We start from the raw sequence: 19,057 nt of genomic DNA, 5'->3' as shown, positions 1-19,057 counted from the left end.
ATCCTGCTCGAAAATGGTGCGCAGTGGCATACGTCAAATGACGTACGCCGTTACGTCAGGCTGCGTATACCCGCCCCAGTCCTCTGCCGCCATGCTGGACTCCTCATTGCAGAGGAGTCGCCCCATGGCACCACGATTGATCCGCTCCACACCGCTGTTGGCCCTGTCATTGCTGGCGGCCGCTCTGTTCAGCCAGGGCGTGCTGGCCGATAACGAAGGCCTCGCCGTGACCCCGACCGAAGTCACCGTCGGCCAGTTGCACTCCGCCACCGGCACCATGGCGATTTCCGAAACCGGTTCGATCCAGGCCGAACGCTTGGCCATCGAACAGATCAATGCCTCTGGCGGGATCCTCGGACGGCAGATCAAGGTGATCCAGGAAGACGGCGCCTCCGATTGGCCGACCTTCGCCGAAAAAGCCAAGAAGCTGCTGGTCAACGACAAGGTCGCCGCCGTGTTCGGCTGCTGGACCTCGGCCTCGCGCAAAGCCGTACTACCGATCTTCGAAAAGGAAAACGGCCTGCTCTACTACCCGACCTTCTATGAAGGCCTGGAACAGTCGAAAAACGTGATCTACACCGGGCAGGAAGCCACCCAGCAAATTCTCGCCAGCCTCGACTGGATCGCCAAGACCAAGGGCGCCAAGACCTTCTACCTGGTCGGCTCCGACTACATCTGGCCGCGCACGTCGATGAAGATTGCGCGCAAGCACATCGAAAACGTCCTGCACGGCACCGTGGTCGGCGAAGACTACTACCCGCTGGGCAACACCCAGTTCGGTTCGCTGATCAACAAGGTCAAGCTGAAAAAGCCTGATGTGGTGTTTGCGGCGGTGGTGGGTGGGTCCAACGTGGCGTTCTACAAACAACTCAACGCGGCGGGCGTTAATTCGGCCAAGCAGACCCTGCTGACCCTGTCGGTCACCGAGGACGAACTGCTCGGCATCGGCGGTGAAAACATGGCCGGTTTCTATGCCTCCATGAAGTACTTCCAGAGTCTGGATAACCCCAACAACAAAGCCTTCGTCGAGGCCTTCAAGGCCAAATACGGCAAGGACGCAGTGATCGGCGACGTGACCCAGGCGGCCTATCTGGGGCCGTGGCTGTGGAAAGCGGCGGTGGAGAAGGCCGGCAGTTTCGACGTGGATAAAGTTGTGGCCGCGTCGCCTGGCATCGAGCTGAAAACCGCGCCGGAAGGCTACGTGAAGATTCACGAGAACCATCACCTATGGAGCAAGTCGCGCATCGGTGAAGTGCAGCCCAACGGTCAGTTCAAGGTGATCTACGAGTCGGATCTGATCGAGCCGAATCCGTTTCCCAAAGGCTACCAATAACCCCGGTCTTGACGCTGACCTAAGTGTGGGAGCGGGCTTGCTCGCGAATGCGGAGTGTCATTCGCCGGTGTATTGACTGATCCACCTCATTCGCGAGCAAGCCCGCTCCCACCTAAAGCGGAAGCAGATTGCAATTCAACCTGGCGCTCAGGAGACCATCATCATGGAATGGCTATCGGAATTTGGAGCCATCGCGGCGATGCAGGGGTTCAACGGCTTGTCCGTGTTCTGCGTGCTGTTGCTGATGGCATTGGGGCTGGCGATCATCTTTGGCCAGATGGGTGTGATCAACATGGCCCACGGTGAGTTCCTGACCATCGGCGCGTACACCACCTACGTGTGTTCCAGCCTCACGGCGCACTTTGCGCCGGGCTTTCAACCCTATTACTTCTTCTTCGCCATTGCCCTGTCATTCCTGGTGGCCGGTGCGATTGGCTGGCTGGTGGAGTGGGCGATGATCAGCCGCTTGTACAAGCGCCCGCTGGACACTTTGCTCGCCACCTGGGGGCTGTCGCTGGTGATGCAGCAGACCTTCCGCTCGGTGTTCGGCGCCCGTGAGGTCAGCGCTGAACCACCGGCCTGGTTGATGGGCTCGGTGAATTTCACCGATGCCATCGAGATCCCGCGCAATGGCCTGTTCATGATGGCCCTGACCCTGCTGCTCACCGCCGCGATCTTCCTGATGCTCTACCGCTCGCGTTGGGGCCTGCAAGTGCGCGCCACGGTGCAGAACCGCCTGATGAGCCGCGCGGTGGGCATCAATACGCGCAAGGTCGACCGCATGACCTTCGCCTTGGGCTGCGGCGTCGCCGGGGTGGCCGGCGCGGCGTTCACCACCATCGGCTCCACCGGGCCGACGGCGGGCTCGCAGTACATCGTCGACACCTTCCTGGTGGTGGTCTTCGGCGGCGCGCAGAGCCTGTTCGGCACCATCGCTTCGGCTTTCGTGATTGCCCAGACCCAATCGCTGTCGGAGTTTTTCCTCAGTGGCTCGATGGCCAAGGTACTCACCTTGTCCTCGGTGATTCTGATCCTGATGCTGCGCCCGCAAGGGTTGTTCTCCATCAAAGTGCGCAAGTAGAGGCGAGCGGATGAAGGCTTTAGACAAGCTGCTGGGCGGCCAGCAAAACCTGATCGGCATCGTGTTGCTGGCGCTGTTGATCCTGGTGGTATTCCCCCTGACCCTGGATGCGTTCCGCCTGAACATGGTCGGCAAATACCTGACCTATGCGTTTGTCGCGGTGGGCCTGGTGTTGTGCTGGGGCTATGGCGGCATCCTCAGCCTGGGGCAGGGCGTGTTCTTTGGCGTCGGCGGCTACTGCATGGCAATGTTCCTCAAACTGGAAGCCTCGGACCCCGAAAGCACCAAGATCCAGTCCACACCGGGCATTCCGGACTTCATGGATTGGAACCAGATCACCGAGCTGCCGTGGCTGTGGCAGCCGTTCCACAGTTTCAGCTTCACCTTGGCGGCGGTGATTGCGGTGCCGGTGCTGCTGGCGTTCATCATCGGTATGGCGCTGTTCAAGCGGCGCGTGGGCGATGTGTATTTCTCCATCGTCACCCAGGCGATTGCGCTGATCCTCACGGTGCTGATCGTCGGCCAACAAGGCCTGACCGGTGGCGTCAACGGCATCACCGACCTCAAGACCCTGCTTGGCTGGGACCTGCGCACCGACAGCGCGAAGATGATCCTGTACTTCATCAACGCCGGGTTGCTGTTCGGCTGCATCTTCATTGGCCGCTTCATCCTTGCTTCCAAGCTCGGCCGGTTGCTGATGGCGATGCGCGACAAGGAAGAACGCGTGCGTTTCTCCGGGTATGACGTGGCCAGCTTCAAGATCTTCGTGTTCTGCGTGGCCGCCGCGTTCTCGGCGATTGGCGGGGCGATGTTTGCCTTGCAGGTGGGCTTTATGTCGCCGTCGTTCGTGGGCATCGTGCCGTCGATCGAGATGGTGATCTTTGCCGCGGTGGGCGGGCGCATGTCACTGCTCGGTGCAGTGTATGGCGCGTTGCTGGTGAACTACGGCAAGACTTACTTTTCCGAGTCCTTCCCCGAGTTGTGGTTGTACCTGATGGGCGGGCTGTTTATCGCGGTGGTGATGTACTTCCCCAACGGCCTCGCCGGTTTGTGGGACAGCCATGGGCGTCAGGCACTGGCGAAAATGTTGCGGCGTAAACCTGTAGCGGCGACCCCGGTGAACGCACCGTTAACACCCAAGGCCACAAGCAAAATCCTGGAGACCCAGCCATGACCGCCGTCGGCTTTGAAATGAAAAAACCGGTGCTGGCCATTGAAGGCCTCACCGTGTCGTTCGACGGCTTCAAGGCGGTCGACAACCTTAACCTGTACATCGACCGCAATGAAGTGCGCGTGGTGATCGGCCCAAACGGCGCCGGCAAGACCACCGTGCTTGACCTGATCTGCGGCAAAACCCGCGCCACCAGCGGCAGCATCCAGTTCGATGGCCAGGAGCTGACCAACATGCGCGAGTACAACATTGTGCGTGCCGGCGTGGGCCGCAAGTTCCAGAACCCGTCGATCTACGAAAACCTCACGGTGTTCGAGAACCTGGAGATGTCTTACCCGGCCGGTCGCAAGGTATGGGGCGCGCTGTTCTTCAAGCGCAACGCCCAGGTGATCGCCCGGGTGGAGGAGGTGGCGCGGGAGATCTTTCTCGGCGACCTGCTGCAACAACAGGCCGACCTGCTGTCCCACGGCCAGAAGCAGTGGCTGGAGATCGGCATGCTACTGATGCAGGACCCCGAGTTGCTGATGCTCGATGAACCGGTGGCTGGCATGAGCGTCAATGAGCGCGCGCAAACCGCCGAGCTGCTCAACCGCATCAGCCAGGGCCGTTCGGTGCTGGTGATCGAGCACGACATGGAGTTCGTCAAAAGCATCGCCCACAAGGTCACGGTGCTGCACCAGGGCAAAGTGTTGGCCGAGGGCAGCATGGCATCGGTGCAAAGCAACCCGAAAGTTATCGAAGTGTATTTGGGCCACTGAGGAGCCGCGCATGTTCAAGATCGACCAGTTGTCCTGCGGCTACGGGCAGAGCCAGATTCTCCATGACTTGAACCTGAATGTCGCCAAGCGCGAGATTGTCGCGGTGATGGGCCGCAACGGCATGGGTAAGACCACGTTGTTCAAGAGCCTGATGGGCATCCTGCCGCAGTGGCAGGGCCAAGTCAGCGTGGATGGGCAGGATGTCTCGGCGCTGGAAACCCATGAACGGGTCGCGCGGGGGATCGCCTATGTGCCCCAGGGCCGCATGATTTTCCCGAGTATGACCGTGCTGGAAAATATTCAGACCGGCTTGCCGGCATCGGCACGCGGCAAAGTGCCGGAAGACTTGTATGCGCTGTTTCCGGTGCTCCACGACATGCAGTCGCGAAAGGGCGGTAACCTGTCTGGCGGGCAGCAACAACAACTGGCGATAGCCCGGGCGCTGGCGACCAACCCCAAAGTGTTGTTGTTGGATGAGCCGACAGAGGGTATCCAGCCGTCGATCATCAAGGACATTGCCCGCACGCTGAAGGAAATCCGTAACCTGCGCGATTTGACCATTGTGGTGTCGGAGCAGGTGCTGTCGTTTACCCTGGACATCGCGGACCGTTTTCTGGTGATCGAGAAGGGGCGGTTTGTGATTGAAGAGACCCGCGACCGAGTGGATGAGGCGATGATCAGCCGGTACTTATCGGTGTGAATGCAGGTTGGGTTGCCGCTTCGTAAGTGCTGGTTTTAACCTATGTTTTACTGGAACCGTTGCTCTTTGTGTGGCCACAGATGGATGTCGACAAACTGTCCAGCCGAACGTTGGTCGGCTGTGATGCATCTACTCCCTGAGGTGTTGCCATGGTAAATACTCAATACGGTCAAAATTACCCACTCAGTTTCAATAGGCCTGATCTTGACGGGCAACCCACCTCGCGGGAGGACAAATACAAGAACACTTCAAATTTGAATCTGGTAAAGACGTTTGGGAATAACTTTGATTACTTCGTCAATACCAAGACCGGCTTCGTGGACCAGGCCAGACTCCGTGAAGTGGCGGCTCGTCCGCTGACCGGTCATTCCGTCGACGACAATATGACGCTATTGGCAGGCGAAATCCTTAATCGCCCGGACGTGAACCGCAAGTTGGATAAGTTGAATGAGCGCGGTATACACGACGGTCTAGTTGACCGTGAAAACGTTGAACAGCTCGTTGATTACTACACGAGCGATGACGCGTCTGCCGGCCAGCAGTCCAGGGCCGGAGAGCCGAGCACTGCACCGTCATTTTCGCAGGCTTACCCTGCGCAATATGAGCGCCCCATTAATAACGTCGGAGCGTTCAACCAGCCCGCAATGAATCATTCACCGGGGGACTATCGCGCGCCTTCGAATACCACGGTTGCACGGGATTTTGCCGATAACTTCAGCTACTTCCAGGGCCCGTCCGGCTTTGTCACACGTGCAGTCCTTGAGGACGCTGCCAATCGTCCGTTGACCGGTAACCCGGTAGAAGACCGGATGACACTGCTGGCCAACGAGATTCTCAGCCGTCCTGAAATGAGTCATTTGCTCGATGCAATCAACCACAGTGGTCTTGAAGACGGGCTGATCAGCCAGGGGGACGCGAACAGGGTGGTTGATTACTACCAATCCCAAGAGACACCGTCCATGCAGAGTTGGGCCGGAAGGTACACCGGTTCCATGCAGCGCCAACGTGTTGAAAACACCTATGACGAGTACTATCGCCCGCAGGCATTCGGCAGCATGTCCGCATCGTCGCAAGGCGAAGGCATGAGCCCGCAGAGTGGTGAGGTTTTTCGTGAGTTGAGAGGTGCCACAAACGCTGATTTGGCGAAAGAGCTGGGTAATAACTTTGACTACTTCGCTCCCAACGCCAATGACAAAATCAGCCAGCAATCATTACGTGAAGTAGCAAGCCAGACGATGGACGGCAATCCCGTGAACGATAGGATGACCCTGCTGGCCCGGGAGATCCTTAGCCGGCCGGAGTTCAACCGTCAGTTGGACTCCGTTACCGACAGCGATCTACCGGACAGGCTGATTGGACGCGATACAGTCCAAACATTGGAGTTATGACTTTTCATGCTCAGGTAGAGCGCCTTGCGGGGGTGTCGGACTGAACGTCCTGTCGGGCAACGTTCAGTCGTCAGCTGGGTGTGATCATCCTTTCCGGCCGCACCTGTCGCTCATAATCTTCGGCGGTTATCAGCCCTAGTTGCACCGCCGCGTCCTTGGGTGACAGGCCCTCGTCCGCGGCCTTACGGGTGATCTGCGCCACGCGGTCATAGCCCAGCACCGGGTTCAGTGCGGTCGCCATCAATAATGAGTGCTCCACATTGTGCGCCAGTTGCCGGCGGTTCACTTCCAGGCCGCCCAGCAGCTTGTGGGTGAACAGGCTGGCGCAGTCGCTGAGTACCTCGATCGAGTGCAGCAGGTTGTGGATCAATACCGGCTTGGCCACGTTCAATTCGAAGGTGCTGGAAGCCCCCGCCAGGGTGATGGTGGTGTGGTTGCCGATCACCTGCATCGCCGCCTGCACCAGCACTTCGGCGATGGTCGGGTTGCGTTTGCCGGGCATGATCGAAGAGGTCAGGCCGTCGTCGGGCACGATCAATTCACCCAGGCCGCAGCGCGGCCCCGAGCCAAGCAGGCGGATGTCATTGGCGATCTTGGTCAGTGACACGGCGAGCACATTCAATGCCCCAGAGGCTTCTACCAAGGCATCGTGGGTGCCCATGCCTTCGAACTTGCACGGGTTGGTTTCGAAGCGTTCGCCAGTGAGTCGGCTGATTTCCTCGCAGAACGCCAGGTCAAAACCCGCCGGTGTATTCAGTCCAGTGCCCACCGCTGTCCCCCCTTGGGGCAGCAGGCGCAGGCGCGGCATGCACGCTTCGATGCGCGCGATGCCGTGCTGGATTTGCTGGGCAAACGCGCCAAATGCCTGGCCTTGGCTCATGGGCACCGCATCCATCAGGTGGGTACGGCCGATTTTAAGCACCTCCTGCCAGGCGTCGGCTTTGTTATCGAGCGCATCACGCAGATGGCCCAGCACAGGCAGCAGTCGACCGCGCAGTTCCAGCACAGTGGTCAGGTGCATCACCGTGGGGAAGCTGTCGTTGGACGACTGTGAGCGGTTCACATGGTCGTTGGGGTGCACCGGCGACTTGCTGCCCAGTTCGCCGCCGAGGGTGAGGTTGGCGCAGTTGGCGATCACCTCATTGGCGTTCATGTTGGTCTGGGTGCCGGAGCCGGTTTGCCAGATCGACAGCGGGAAGTGCTGGTCAAGGTCGCCTTTGGCCAGTGCTTCGGCGGCCTGTTCGATCGCTTGCGCCAGGGCCGGCGCCAATACGCCGAGGCGTGCATTGGCACGCGCACACGCACGTTTTTGTTGGCCAAAGGCGCGGATCAGGCTGGCGGGGAACGGCTGCTTACTGCCGAAGACCTCCAGCGCCCGTTGGGTTTGCGCGCCCCAGTAGCGGTCGGCCGGTATGGACACAGGGCCGAACGCGTCATGTTCGATTCGCAGAGTCGTCATCACGAGGCTCCGTTAAAGCGCAGCGCCGGCAGCACGCCCGAGCACGCGTTGGTATTCATCCTGGGCAGTCTGTTGGGAGAACTCCCCGGACCATTTCGACACCACCACCGTCGCGACGCTATTGCCGATGGTGTTGCAGGTGGCAATGGCCATCGACATGAAGCGGTACACGCCGAACAGCAGTGCCAGGCCTTCTGCCGGCAGCACGCCGATGGCCGTGACCGTCGCGGCGAACACCACGAAGCTGCCACCCGACACCGCCGCCGCGCCTTTGGAGGTCACCAGCATGATCGCGATGATGCCCAGCTGTTGTTCCCAGCTCAGCGGCACTCCGTAGGCATTGGCGATAAACAGCACGCACAGCGACATGTAGATCGAGGTGCCGTCGAGGTTGAACGCATAGCCGGTGGGCAGCACCAGGCCAACGCTCTGTTTGGAGCAGCCGAATTTCTCGAGTTTTTGCAGCAGGCGCGGCAGGGCGCTTTCCGACGAGGCGGTGCCGAGCACGATGAAGATTTCATCCTTGATATAGGTGAGGAAGCGCCACAGGCTGAAGCCGCTCAACCGGCATACGGCGCCGAGCACCACACAGATAAAGAATGCGATGCCGACGTAGAACATCAACACCAGGTTGGCCAGGGACATCAGCACCGCCGTGCCATTGCTGCCCACCGCGTAAGCCACCGACCCGAAGGCACCCAGGGGCGCGAACTTCATGATCAGGTTGATAAACTCGAAGAAGCACTCGGAGATGCGGTTCAGGCCGTCTTCGATCACTTCGCGGCGTTCGGGCTTCAACGCCAGCAGGGCGAAGCCGAACAACACCGAGATCACCAGTACTTGCAGCAACTGGCCGCCGGCGAAGGCACCGACGAAATTGTCCGGAAAGATGCCGTAGATAAAGTCCAGGGTCGACGCCGGCGCATGCCCCTTGGCCACGGCGGCACTCGCGGCGGTCGCGGCGGCGCTGCTCGGGTGGGCGTCGTGCATGCCGGAGCCGATCTGCAACAGGTTGCCCCACAACAGGCCGATGGCCAGGGCAATGGTGGAGACCACTTCGAAGTAAATCAACGCGCGCAAGCCGACCTTGCCGACGCGCTTGATATCGCCGGCCGAGGCGATGCCGTGGACCACGGTGAAAAACACCAGCGGCGCGACGGCGGTCTTGATCAGCTTGAGGAAGATATCGCCAAGGATCTTGAAACCGGCGGCCAGCTCGGGGGCGAGAAAGCCGAAGGCGATGCCGAGGAACATGGCGGCGATGACCTGGAAGGTCAGGTCCTTGTAGAGCGGTTTTTTTGCGGTGGTGGATGACATGTCTGTGCTCTCATTGTTGTTATGGTTCGGGTGTTACACAGGCTTGTGAAACGAAAGAGAACCCCTGTGGGAGCGGGCTTGCTCGCGAAAGCGCTCTGTCAGTTGATGCATTGGTTGACTGAGGCATTGCATTCGCGAGCAAGCCCGCTCCCACAGTTGGATCTTCATCCGCGTTGGCGTCAGCGTTTCACGGCACCCTGGCGCGCCAGCGCGATATCCACCATCTGCGGCGCCAGCCCCAGGTAGTTGGCGGGATCGGTCAGGCGTTGCAGCTCGGCCAGGTCCAGTTGCGCGGTGGCTTCACCCTGGGCGAGCAGGGCGTCGAGCAAGCTGGTGCCCTGGTCGTTAGCCATGCGGCACGCGGCATACACCACGTCATGGGCCACTTGGCGGCCAAGGGCCGGGGCGAGGCCCATCATCACGGCTTCGGCGACGATCAGGCCCTGGGTCATGTCGAGGTTCTTGCGCATGCGCTCGGGGCGCACCTCCAGGCCGGCGAGCATAAAGGTCGCCTGGCCGAGGGACGCGGCGCTGAGCGCAAAGGCTTCGGGAATGGCGATCCACTCCGCCTGCCACGGGCCGGTGGAGCGTTCGAAGTCCTGGATCATCGCGTCGAGCATCAGCCCGGCGTGTTGGCGCACGCCCTTGGCGGCGGCGTACATCAGCTCGCAGGAAATCGGATTGCGCTTTTGCGGCATGGTGCTGCTGGCGCCACGGCCCTTGACGAACGGCTCGTACACTTCGCCCAGCTCGCTGGTCATCATCATCATGATGTCGAGTGCGATCTTGCCCAGGGAACCGGTGACCAGCCCGAGGAAGTTCAGGGTCTCGGCCAGGCCATCGCGGGCCACGTGCCAGGTGGCCTGCGGTACGCCCAGGCCGAGTTCGCTCATCAACGCTTCCTGGACTTCCAGGCCTTTGTCGCCGAGGGAGGCGAGGGTACCTGCAGCCCCGGCGAACTGGCCGATTTCGACGCGTGGGCGCAGTTCCACCAAGCGCTCGGCGTGGCGATCGAACATGCTCAGCCACACCGCGCACTTGTAGCCGAAGGTGATCGGCAGCGCGTGCTGCAAGTGTGTGCGGCCGGCCATGGGCGTGTCGCGATAACGCTCGGCCAGGCCGGCGAGCAGCCCGCGCACGGTCTGGATATCGCGCTCGACGATGGCCAGTGCGGCGCGTACTTGCAGGACCACGGCGGTGTCCATGATGTCCTGCGTGGTGGCGCCCCAATGCACGTAGCGGCCCGCTTCACCACAGATCTTCGACAGTTGCTCAACCAGCGGCAGGATCGGGTAACCGACGATTTCTGTCTCGTGCTGCATCAGCGCCAGGTCCAGGGCTTCGTACTGCGACAGCGTGGCGATCTGCTCGGCCGCGTCGGTCGGGATAACGCCGCAACGCGCTTCGGCGCGGGCCAGGGCCACTTCCACTTCGATATAGCGTTCGATCAGGGCTTTATCGGAGAACACGCCGCGCATTTCGGCGGTGCCGAACATGTCGCGGAACAGGGCGGAATCAAAAACGGTACTCGACATGGGAAAATCCTAATTGTTATTTTTAAACCATACATATTTTATATGTCCGTACATTATGATTGCGCTTGTGCTGATACACTGTCAACTCGATAAAGAGGGTAAAAATGGAAAGCGTGAGCCAGAGGCGTTATGCGGCGGTTGCCAAGGATTTGATCGACCAGATTGGCAGCGGCCATTACCCGGTGGGTTCGTTGTTGCCGACTGAGTTCGAACTCTGCTCGCTGTATGCGGTGAGCCGCCACACCGTGCGCGCGGCCATTGACCAGTTGCAGGGGCAGGGCATGGTCTCGCGGCGCAAGCGCGTGGGCACGCGCGTCGAAGCGTCGTCGCCTCAGGGGGGGTACTCCCAGGCGATGGCGTCGGTGGCCGACCTCGTGCAAGTGGCCGAAACCCATATCCGCGATATCCAGGCGGTGCGCGAGTTCGTTGTCGACATCGCCCTGGCCCGGCGCCTGGGGTTGGAGCCGGGCGGGCATTACTTCTGTGTGTCGAGCATCAAGGTCGATGCCGGCGCTGGCAATGCGCCGTTGTGCTGGACCGATGTATATGCCGAACAGACCTTTGCCGAGGTGATTCCTGAAGCACGCAAGCACCCGGATGAACTGATCGCGGCACTGATCGGCAAGGCCTTCTCGCGGCACATCGATGTGGTGGACCAGCAAGTGCGCCCGGTACAGTTATCGTCTGAATTGGCCGCCAGTCTCAAGGCGCAGAGCGGTGCGCTGGGGCTGACCATCATTCGCCAGTACCGCGATGAGGCCGGCGTGCTGATCGCCGTATCGGAATCGGTCTACCCTGCCGACCGTTTCACCCTGACCATGCAGATGAAACGCGACAAACGCTAGGCCACGTTGAAAAACGCCACCTTGGTGCTCAAGCGATCCGCCAGCTCCGCCAGTTCGTGATTGGAATTTTCCACCTGCTCGGAGCCCGCCGCCGATTGCACGGTGGAGCTGTGGATGCGCGTGACGTTCTGTGCAACCTCTTCAGCCGCCGCGCTTTGCTGCACGGAAACACTGGCGATCTGCGCGTTCATCGCATTGATCGCGCCGACTTCCTGGCTGATCTTGCCGAGCGCCAACTGAGAGTCGCGGGTCTGCGTCACGGTGGTCTGGGCCAGGCTGCGGCTGCGTTGCATGATGTCGGCGGCGTCCTGGGTGCCGCTTTGCAGCTTGCCGATCATGTCGCGGATTTCCTGGGTGGACTCCTGGGTGCGCGTCGCCAGGGAGCGCACTTCATCGGCCACCACCGCAAATCCTCGGCCATGTTCACCGGCACGTGCGGCCTCAATCGCCGCGTTCAGCGCCAACAGGTTGGTCTGGGCGGCGATGGCGTTGATCACTTCGATCACGGTTTCGATGTTTTCACTGTCGCTGGACACCTGGTTGACCCGAAGGGTGGCCTGGTCGAGGATCGTCGCCAATTCTTCGATGGACACGGTCACTTCGCCCACCAGGCGGTGGCCGCTGTCCACTTCGGCGTCGGCCAGGATAGTCGCCTTGGATGCGGCGGAAGCGTAGCCCGAGACCTCGCTGACCGAGGCGGCCATTTGCGTGATTGCGGCGGCCACGTGCTGGGCTTCGCTGGTCTGCAGGTTGATCTGCTGGCGGTTATCGCTGGCCACTGACAGCAGGGTGACCGAGGAATGGCGCAGGGCCTGGGCTGCCGAGCGCACTTCGCTGATGGTGTCGCTCAGGCGTGCCAGGGCGTTTTTCAGGATGCCCATCACGCTGTCGGGGTAGCGGGTCTCGATGCGCTGGTCCAGCTCGCCATCGGCCAGGCGGCGGATCGCCTCGGCGACTTCCTCCGGCTCTGCGCCAAGGGTGGCCTTGACCTTGCGGATAATCAGCAGTGACACCAGCACGCTCAAGATGATCGCGACGGCGCTGGCCAGCACCATCAGCATGGCAAAGGTGCCGGCAGCCGATTGCACGGTATCCAGGCGTTGCTTGATGTGCGCTTCTTCGAAGTCGATCAGCGCATTCACGCGTTTGAGCCACTCGGTGTAGTGGATCGAAGCCTGGGCCAGCAGCAAGTCCTGGGCGCCGGCAATGTCATTGCTGCGACGCAGGTTGATCACCCGTTCGGTGGACGCCAGGGCCTGGGTCTCGATGGCCTTGATATCACCCAGCAGACGGGTTTCCTCGGCGCTGGCGGTGGTGTTGGCGAACAGGCGGTCCAGCATCACGGCAGAGTCCTGGTAATCGCGCTTGAGCTGGTCGATCTCGGCCAGATGGCGGTTGAGCGCCGCTTCATCCTTGACCAGTACCGCATCGCGAATGGCGATGGCGCGGTTGTGCACGCTGCCACGGAAGTTGATCGCGTAGCGCTGGACGACGGCGGCTTTTTCACCGACATCCTTGAGCGTACTGTCGATAAAACCCACGCGTTGAATACCGACGGCAGTGATCAGCACCAGCAACGACAAGGTGGACGCGAAGCCCAGCCCGATACGCATTGCCAACGACATAGGGTTTTTCATAAAAGGCTCGATATTCAAGGGGGCAGGAGTGATGGCTAAAAGCTATCTTCGCGGTGGAATCTAACGACCTGCCTGCCTGGCGTCCAATCAGTAAATACTTAAGCTGTCATCGAGCGAATTGATGGAATAAAACCGCGACACCGTCGTTAATACGTCATCCAACGTATTTCCCGTTTTTCCTGGCCGCCTGAGACTGGATCCCACGCACCCCGTCATCCGTCCAGGAGCCAGTCCATGACCGAAACGCTGATCAAAGTCGACCTCAACCAGCCTGTCACCGAGAACGAGCAGATCCATAACCGCTGGCACCCGGACATCCCCATGGCCTGTTGGGTCAAGCCGGGCGATGACTTCATCCTGGAAACCTACGATTGGACCGCCGGCGCGATCAAGAACAATGACGACGCCAGCGATGTGCGCGATGTCGACCTGTCGACCGTGCACTATCTGTCGGGCCCGGTGGGTGTACACGGCGCCGAACCGGGGGATTTGTTGGTGGTGGACTTGCTGGATATCGGTGCCAAGGCCGATTCCCAGTGGGGCTTCAATGGTTTTTTCTCGCGGCAGAACGGCGGTGGTTTCCTTACTGATCACTTCCCCAGCGCGCAGAAAGCCATCTGGGACTTCAAAGGCATGTTCACCCGTTCGCGGCATATCCCCGGGGTGAACTTTGCCGGGCTGATCCACCCAGGCTTGATCGGTTGCCTGCCCGACCCGGTGATGCTCGCCGACTGGAACCGTCGCGAGCAGGAGCTGATTGACACAAACCCGACGCGCGTTCCGCCACTGGCCAACGCACCGCTGGCCGCCACTGCCCACATGGGCAAACTCACCGGGCAGGCCCGTGACGATGCGGCAGCGACCGGCGCACGCACAGTGCCGCCGCGCGAGCATGGCGGTAACTGCGATATCAAGGATTTATCCCGGGGCTCGAAGATCTTCTTCCCGGTCTACGTCAACGGCGCCGGGCTGTCGGTGGGCGATCTGCACTTCAGCCAGGGCGACGGCGAAATCACCTTTTGCGGCGCGATCGAGATGGCTGGTTGGGTGCACATGAAGGTCGAGCTGATCAAGGGCGGCATGGCCAAGTACGGGATCAAGAACCCGGTGTTCAAGCCGAGCCCGATCACGCCGAACTACAAGAATTACTTGATCTTCGAAGGCATTTCGGTGGACGAACAGGGCCAGCAGCACTACCTGGACGTCAATGTCGCCTACCGCCAGGCGTGCCTGAATGCGATCAACTACCTGACCAAGTTCGGCTACTCGCCGGCCCAGGGTTACGCGCTGCTCGGCTCGGCACCGGTGCAAGGGCATATCAGCGGCGTGGTGGACATCCCGAATGCCTGCGCCACATTGTGGCTGCCGACGGAAATCTTCGAGTTCGACATCAACCCCAACGCCAGTGGCCCAACTCAATTTCTCGACGGCAGCATCGACCTGCCCATCGCTCCGGACCTCTAGCCATGCCGACCTACGAATACGCCTGCGACACCTGCGGCACCTTCACGATGTTGCGCCCGATTGCACAGCGCAACGAACCCAGCCAATGCCCGTATTGCGCAGGGCCCGGCGGGCAGTTGCGGGTGTCGGCTCCGGCGCTGCAAACCCTGTCGGCCAACCAGCGCAGGGCCATCGCCGGCAACGAGCGCAGCGCCAACGCGCCGCAAACGGTCGGCGAATACCAGGACAGCCGCAAACACCCGGCCGGTTGTAGTTGCTGCGGCACCCGCAAGAAGGTCGAGCCCAGCAAGGCCAACCCCTTGGGGCTCAAGACCCGCACCGGCCCACGGCCGTGGATGATCAGTCACTAGAACAGGAGCGTTGTAATGCGCCATGGCGACATTTCCAGCAGCCCGGACACCGTCGGTGTAGCGGTGGTGAACTACAAGATGCCGCGCCTGCACAGCAAGGCCGAGGTCATCGACAACGCAAGCAAGATTGCCGAGATCATTGTCGGCATGAAACAGGGCCTGCCCGGTATGGATTTGGTGGTGTTCCCGGAATACAGCACCATGGGGATCATGTACGACCATGACGAGATGATGGCGACCGCCGCGAGCATTCCCGGCGAGGAGACCGCGATCTTCTCGGTAGCCTGCCGCCAGGCGAATACCTGGGGCGTGTTCTCCCTGACCGGCGAGCGCCACGAAGAACATCCGCACAAGGCGCCCTATAACACCTTGGTATTGATCAATAACCTGGGCGAGATCGTGCAGCGCTATCGCAAGTGCATTCCCTGGTGCCCGATCGAGGGTTGGTATCCGGGGGATCGCACCTACGTGTGCGACGGGCCCAAGGGCATGAAGATCAGCCTGATCATCTGCGACGACGGCAACTACCCGGAGATCTGGCGAGACTGCGCCATGAAGGGCGCCGAGCTGATCGTGCGGTGCCAGGGCTATATGTACCCGGCCAAGGAGCAGCAGGTGCAGATGTCCAAGAGCATGGCCTGGGCCAATAACTGCTATGTGGCGGTGGCGAATGCGGCGGGGTTCGACGGGGTGTACTCGTACTTCGGACACTCGGCGATCATCGGCTTTGATGGGCGCACCCTGGGCGAGTGCGGCGAGGAGGAGATGGGCATTCAGTATGCGCAGTTGTCGGTGTCGCAGATCCGCGATGCGCGGGCCAATGACCAGTCGCAGAACCATCTGTTCAAGCTGCTGCATCGGGGCTACACCGGCATGCATGCCTCGGGCGATGGCGACAAGGGCGTGGCGGATTGCCCGTTCGAGTTCTATCGCACCTGGGTCTTGGATGCGCAGAAAGCCCAGGAAAACGTGGAGAAAATCACCCGCAGCACGGTAGGCGTCGCGGAGTGCCCGGTGGCGAATTTGCCCCATGGTGGTCAAGAAAAGACGGCGGGGTAGGGCATGCGCTTTACCTTTGAACCGGCCCAGGTGATGGCCCTGCTGCGCAGCCGGATCATCGGCCAGGAGGCGGCGCTGGCCCAGGTGGAAGGCTTGCTCAAGGTGGTCAAGGCCGATATCAGTGAGCGTGACCGCCCCCTCAGCGTCAACCTGTTCATGGGGCCGACCGGTGTCGGCAAGACCGAAATCGTGCGCCTGCTGGCCCAGGCGCTGCACGGTCGTGCCGACGGTTTCTGCCGCATCGACATGCACACCCTGGCCCAGGAACATTACGCGGCCGCGCTGACCGGCGCGCCGCCGGGGTATGTGGGCAGCAAGGAGGGCATCAGCCTGTTCAACAGCGAGTTGATCCAGGGCACCTACAGCCGGCCGGGGATCGTGCTGTTCGATGAACTGGAAAAGGCCAGCCAGGAGGTGGTACGCAGCCTGTTGGGCATACTGGAAAACGGTCAGCTGACCTTGGCCGGCGGCACGCGCACGTTAGACTTTCGCAACAGTCTGATCTTCATGACCAGCAACATCGGCGCGCAACAGGCGCGTCGGCATCGCCTGCGTTTTACCCAGGGCTGGCGACGTCTGCTGCGCGTGTGTGTAAGGGGTGAGGCACAGGTGTTGGAAGAGGCGCTGCATGGGCATTTCGAACCGGAGTTTCTCAATCGGATCGACCGTATCCTGATGTTCGAGCCCATCGACGCGCAGTGGCTGGAGGCGCTGCTGGCGGTGGAACTCGACAAACTCAACCAGCGCCTGGCGGTGCAGCAGCGCTCGTTGGTGCTGGATGCGCAGGCGCGGGCTTGGCTGTGCCGCCAGCACGACATGCGATTTGGCGCGAGGGCGCTGGCCAGGCGCTTGCGGGTCGAACTGGAGCCCGCGATTGCCGAATGCCTATTGCAAGGTAATGCCCGACACCTGAGTGCGACAGTGCGCAACGCCTGTTTGGTGGTCGAACCCGAAAGCACAGGAAGATAGGATCCACTTACGGTATAACCCTCGGACGCTTTAGTTCTTCGAGGCCCCGTTTTTTCATGCAAAGCCCTTTGCAACGCCCGCTGTGGCAGATCTACCTGATCTTTCTGGCACCGATGGTCCTGTCCAACTTCCTGCAAAGTTTTTCCGGCACCCTCAACGGTATATATGTCGGGCAAATGCTCGGTACCCAGGCGCTGGCGGCGGTGTCGGGGATGTTTCCCATCGTGTTTTTCTTCATTGCCCTGGTGATTGGCCTGGGGGCGGGCGCCTCGGTGTTGATCGGCCAGGCCTGGGGTGCCCAGGAAACGGCAATGGTCAAGGCAATCACCGGCGCGACCCTGACCCTGGGCGCGCTGGTGGGTGTGGTTGCCGCAGTGTTGGGCAGCCTATTTGCGCGCCCGGCGCTGCAGGCGCTGGGCACACCGGTTGATGTGCTCGACGATGCGGTCGGCTATGCGCAGAAGATGATGCTGATCATGCCGCTGCTGCTGGTGTTCATCCTCTACACCCAGCTGCTGCGCGGTGTCAGCGACACGATCTCGCCGTTGCTGGCGCTGATGGTCTCGACCCTGGTCGGCCTGCTGCTGACGCCGGCGCTGATTCGCGGCTGGGTCGGCCTGCCACCCATGGGTATCCAGAGCGCGGTGTATGCCGGGCTGGTGGGCAACGCGTTAGCCATGCTGTTTTTGATCTTGCGCCTTCGGCATAAAAACCATGTGATGGCACCGGACCGCGAACTGCTCGCCGCCTTGCGCCTGGACCGTGTGATTCTTGGCAAAGTCCTGCGTATCGGCTTGCCCACCGGCCTGCAGATGGTGGTGCTGTCGCTGTCGGAATTGGTCATCCTTGCCTTGGTCAACGGCCATGGCTCCCAAGCCACGGCGGCCTATGGCGCGGTGACGCAGATCGTCAACTACGTGCAGTTCCCCGCGCTGTCGATTGCCATCACCGCGTCGATCCTCGGCGCCCAGGCGATTGGTGCCGGGCGTTTGGAGCGCATCGGCCCGATCCTGCGCACCGGCCTGTTGATCAACACCTGCCTTACCGGTGGCCTGATTGTGCTGGGTTACGTCTTGTCGCACTGGTTGCTCGGCCTGTTCATCACCGACGACGCGGCGCGGGTCAATGCCGAACACCTGCTGCACATCATGCTGTGGAGCATCCTGGTGTTTGGTTTCCAGGCTGTGATCGGCGGGATCATGCGCGCCAGCGGTGTGGTGCTGATGCCGGTGGTGATCTCGATTTTCTGTGTGCTCTGCGTTGAACTGCCGATGGCTTACCTGTTGAACGCCCACTTCGGCCTGGAAGGGGTGTGGATGGCGTTTCCGGTGACCTACCTGGCCATGCTGGCATTGCAGACTGCGTATTACCGCCTGGTGTGGCGACACAAGCAGATCAAGCGGTTGGTGTAAGGCTGAGGCCACGCAACAACAGCTCCAGGCCCTGCAAACCTTGCTCCAGCCGCTCGCCCGGATGCTCATTCCGGGCGATCCACAGGGCGGTGTTGACCAGGCTGCCGTTGATCAATTGCGCCAGCGCGGCGCTCGGGGCGGGGCGGATGACACCGGTTTGCATCAGGGCTTCCAGCCGTTGGCGCAACGACTCGACACACTGTTGCTGGGAGCCGGTATCGCCCAATACGGCGGGCGCATCCTGCAACACAATGCGCTGGATCTCGTCGTCCTGAGCCATGCGCAAATAGGCGCGGCAACGTTCGCAAAAGCCGGCCCACGGATCCGTTGCTTCATCTGTAATGCGCTGCAAGTGTGTGTCCATCTCACTGTCGAGTTGGGCAACGACGGCGGCCAACAGTCCTTTTTTGTCACCAAAGTGATGGTACAACGCGCCGCGTGTCAGGCCGGCGCGGGCGGTAAAATCGTCCATCGATGTGTTCGCGTAGCCTTGGGTGGCAAAGGCCTGTCGCGCGCTGGCGATCAGCCGGGCGCGGGTCTCTTCGATCATTTCGGCACGGGCTCGGCTCATGGTAGGTC

At 61.1% G+C, this 19,057-nt stretch carries 17 protein-coding genes and 1 pseudogene; 12 read left to right on the top strand and 6 right to left on the bottom strand.

Features of this window, described 5'->3' with window-relative positions; all coding sequences use genetic code 11:
• Positions 1-124 precede the first annotated feature (124 nt).
• From urtA to AB4O08_RS01550, 6 genes are all read left to right on the top strand, one after another.
• Positions 125-1,333, top strand: a complete 1,209-nt coding sequence (gene urtA, locus AB4O08_RS01575; RefSeq protein WP_010211081.1) for an urea ABC transporter substrate-binding protein — start codon at positions 125-127, stop codon at positions 1,331-1,333.
• 163 nt (positions 1,334-1,496) lie between these two features.
• On the top strand, positions 1,497-2,414 hold the full coding sequence (gene urtB / locus AB4O08_RS01570) for an urea ABC transporter permease subunit UrtB (protein WP_010211080.1): 918 nt from the start codon (positions 1,497-1,499) through the stop codon (positions 2,412-2,414).
• A 10-nt stretch (positions 2,415-2,424) separates the two neighbouring features.
• A complete protein-coding gene (gene urtC, locus AB4O08_RS01565) occupies positions 2,425-3,588 on the top strand; it encodes an urea ABC transporter permease subunit UrtC (RefSeq protein ID WP_010211079.1) in 1,164 nt (387 codons plus the stop codon).
• Positions 3,585-4,343, top strand: coding sequence for an urea ABC transporter ATP-binding protein UrtD (urtD, locus tag AB4O08_RS01560; RefSeq protein WP_010211078.1), 759 nt, complete (start codon positions 3,585-3,587; stop codon positions 4,341-4,343). The genes urtC and urtD overlap by 4 nt, the downstream gene beginning before the upstream one ends.
• A gap of 10 nt (positions 4,344-4,353) precedes the next feature.
• Positions 4,354-5,043, top strand: coding sequence for an urea ABC transporter ATP-binding subunit UrtE (urtE, locus tag AB4O08_RS01555; protein ID WP_010211077.1), 690 nt, complete (start codon positions 4,354-4,356; stop codon positions 5,041-5,043).
• Between the two features lie 149 nt (positions 5,044-5,192).
• Positions 5,193-6,431: a hypothetical protein gene (locus AB4O08_RS01550; protein ID WP_052806507.1), complete on the top strand. Its 1,239-nt coding sequence runs from the start codon at positions 5,193-5,195 to the stop codon at positions 6,429-6,431.
• Between the two features lie 70 nt (positions 6,432-6,501).
• On the opposite strand, the gene AB4O08_RS01545 is transcribed toward AB4O08_RS01550, so the two are convergent.
• From AB4O08_RS01545 to AB4O08_RS01535, 3 genes are all read right to left on the bottom strand, one after another.
• Positions 6,502-7,890 carry a class II fumarate hydratase gene (locus AB4O08_RS01545; RefSeq protein ID WP_460114660.1) on the bottom strand — a complete coding sequence of 463 codons (1,389 nt, stop codon included), beginning with the start codon at positions 7,888-7,890 and terminating at the stop codon, positions 6,502-6,504.
• Between the two features lie 12 nt (positions 7,891-7,902).
• The gene (locus AB4O08_RS01540) at positions 7,903-9,207 is read right to left on the bottom strand and encodes a cation:dicarboxylate symporter family transporter (RefSeq protein ID WP_010211074.1); all 1,305 of its coding nucleotides are present in this window, start codon (positions 9,205-9,207) and stop codon (positions 7,903-7,905) included.
• Positions 9,208-9,386: 179 nt separating this feature from the next.
• Entirely contained in the window at positions 9,387-10,742 is a 1,356-nt protein-coding gene (locus AB4O08_RS01535) for a class-II fumarase/aspartase family protein (RefSeq protein WP_010211073.1), read from the bottom strand.
• Positions 10,743-10,855: 113 nt separating this feature from the next.
• Here AB4O08_RS01535 and AB4O08_RS01530 point away from each other — a divergent pair, with 113 nt between their 5' ends.
• Positions 10,856-11,587 (top strand): GntR family transcriptional regulator, encoded by a 732-nt coding sequence (locus AB4O08_RS01530; RefSeq protein ID WP_029529164.1) that lies wholly within the window; start codon positions 10,856-10,858, stop codon positions 11,585-11,587.
• On the opposite strand, the gene AB4O08_RS01525 is transcribed toward AB4O08_RS01530, so the two are convergent.
• Both AB4O08_RS01525 and AB4O08_RS01520 read right to left on the bottom strand, forming a co-directional pair.
• A complete protein-coding gene (locus AB4O08_RS01525) occupies positions 11,584-12,291 on the bottom strand; it encodes a methyl-accepting chemotaxis protein (protein ID WP_406550083.1) in 708 nt (235 codons plus the stop codon). The genes AB4O08_RS01530 and AB4O08_RS01525 overlap by 4 nt on opposite strands.
• Before the next feature lie 468 nt (positions 12,292-12,759).
• Positions 12,760-13,200 (bottom strand): annotated as a pseudogene (locus AB4O08_RS01520) (MCP four helix bundle domain-containing protein); the annotation flags it as partial.
• A gap of 258 nt (positions 13,201-13,458) precedes the next feature.
• Between AB4O08_RS01520 and fmdA the strand changes: the two are divergent.
• Genes fmdA through AB4O08_RS01495 form a run of 5 tightly spaced genes read left to right on the top strand, consistent with a single transcriptional unit; the run spans position 13,459 to position 18,478 of the window.
• Positions 13,459-14,688, top strand: a complete 1,230-nt coding sequence (fmdA, locus tag AB4O08_RS01515; RefSeq protein ID WP_010211069.1) for a formamidase — start codon at positions 13,459-13,461, stop codon at positions 14,686-14,688.
• Between the two features lie 2 nt (positions 14,689-14,690).
• The gene (locus AB4O08_RS01510) at positions 14,691-15,038 is read left to right on the top strand and encodes an FmdB family zinc ribbon protein (RefSeq protein ID WP_010211068.1); all 348 of its coding nucleotides are present in this window, start codon (positions 14,691-14,693) and stop codon (positions 15,036-15,038) included.
• A gap of 15 nt (positions 15,039-15,053) precedes the next feature.
• On the top strand, positions 15,054-16,097 hold the full coding sequence (locus AB4O08_RS01505) for an aliphatic amidase (RefSeq protein ID WP_236266766.1): 1,044 nt from the start codon (positions 15,054-15,056) through the stop codon (positions 16,095-16,097).
• A 3-nt stretch (positions 16,098-16,100) separates the two neighbouring features.
• Complete coding sequence (locus tag AB4O08_RS01500) at positions 16,101-17,066, top strand: AAA family ATPase (RefSeq protein ID WP_176332126.1); 966 nt, start codon at positions 16,101-16,103, stop codon at positions 17,064-17,066.
• Between the two features lie 56 nt (positions 17,067-17,122).
• On the top strand, positions 17,123-18,478 hold the full coding sequence (locus tag AB4O08_RS01495) for an MATE family efflux transporter (RefSeq protein ID WP_010211065.1): 1,356 nt from the start codon (positions 17,123-17,125) through the stop codon (positions 18,476-18,478).
• Here the strand turns inward: AB4O08_RS01495 and AB4O08_RS01490 are convergent.
• Complete coding sequence (locus tag AB4O08_RS01490; RefSeq protein ID WP_021493282.1) at positions 18,462-19,049, bottom strand: TetR/AcrR family transcriptional regulator; 588 nt, start codon at positions 19,047-19,049, stop codon at positions 18,462-18,464. The two genes, AB4O08_RS01495 and AB4O08_RS01490, sit on opposite strands and share 17 nt — an antisense overlap.
• Positions 19,050-19,057 lie beyond the last annotated feature (8 nt).

Source organism: Pseudomonas sp. H3_E07 (genome assembly GCF_054668895.1).
This window is presented reverse-complemented; position numbering and strand designations above follow the sequence as displayed.

Coding starts and splice junctions, on each gene's coding strand:
- AB4O08_RS01505 (WP_236266766.1), top strand. CDS start 15,054: ATGCGCCATGGCGACATTTCCAGCAGCCCGGACACCGTCGGTGTAGCG.
- urtD (WP_010211078.1), top strand. CDS start 3,585: ATGACCGCCGTCGGCTTTGAAATGAAAAAACCGGTGCTGGCCATTGAA.
- AB4O08_RS01500 (WP_176332126.1), top strand. CDS start 16,101: ATGCGCTTTACCTTTGAACCGGCCCAGGTGATGGCCCTGCTGCGCAGC.
- AB4O08_RS01490 (WP_021493282.1), bottom strand. CDS start 19,049: ATGAGCCGAGCCCGTGCCGAAATGATCGAAGAGACCCGCGCCCGGCTG.
- AB4O08_RS01495 (WP_010211065.1), top strand. CDS start 17,123: ATGCAAAGCCCTTTGCAACGCCCGCTGTGGCAGATCTACCTGATCTTT.
- urtB (WP_010211080.1), top strand. CDS start 1,497: ATGGAATGGCTATCGGAATTTGGAGCCATCGCGGCGATGCAGGGGTTC.
- AB4O08_RS01525 (WP_406550083.1), bottom strand. CDS start 12,291: ATGGCCGCCTCGGTCAGCGAGGTCTCGGGCTACGCTTCCGCCGCATCC.
- fmdA (WP_010211069.1), top strand. CDS start 13,459: ATGACCGAAACGCTGATCAAAGTCGACCTCAACCAGCCTGTCACCGAG.
- AB4O08_RS01545 (WP_460114660.1), bottom strand. CDS start 7,890: ATGACGACTCTGCGAATCGAACATGACGCGTTCGGCCCTGTGTCCATA.
- urtE (WP_010211077.1), top strand. CDS start 4,354: ATGTTCAAGATCGACCAGTTGTCCTGCGGCTACGGGCAGAGCCAGATT.
- AB4O08_RS01540 (WP_010211074.1), bottom strand. CDS start 9,207: ATGTCATCCACCACCGCAAAAAAACCGCTCTACAAGGACCTGACCTTC.
- AB4O08_RS01535 (WP_010211073.1), bottom strand. CDS start 10,742: ATGTCGAGTACCGTTTTTGATTCCGCCCTGTTCCGCGACATGTTCGGC.
- AB4O08_RS01510 (WP_010211068.1), top strand. CDS start 14,691: ATGCCGACCTACGAATACGCCTGCGACACCTGCGGCACCTTCACGATG.
- urtA (WP_010211081.1), top strand. CDS start 125: ATGGCACCACGATTGATCCGCTCCACACCGCTGTTGGCCCTGTCATTG.
- AB4O08_RS01550 (WP_052806507.1), top strand. CDS start 5,193: ATGGTAAATACTCAATACGGTCAAAATTACCCACTCAGTTTCAATAGG.
- urtC (WP_010211079.1), top strand. CDS start 2,425: ATGAAGGCTTTAGACAAGCTGCTGGGCGGCCAGCAAAACCTGATCGGC.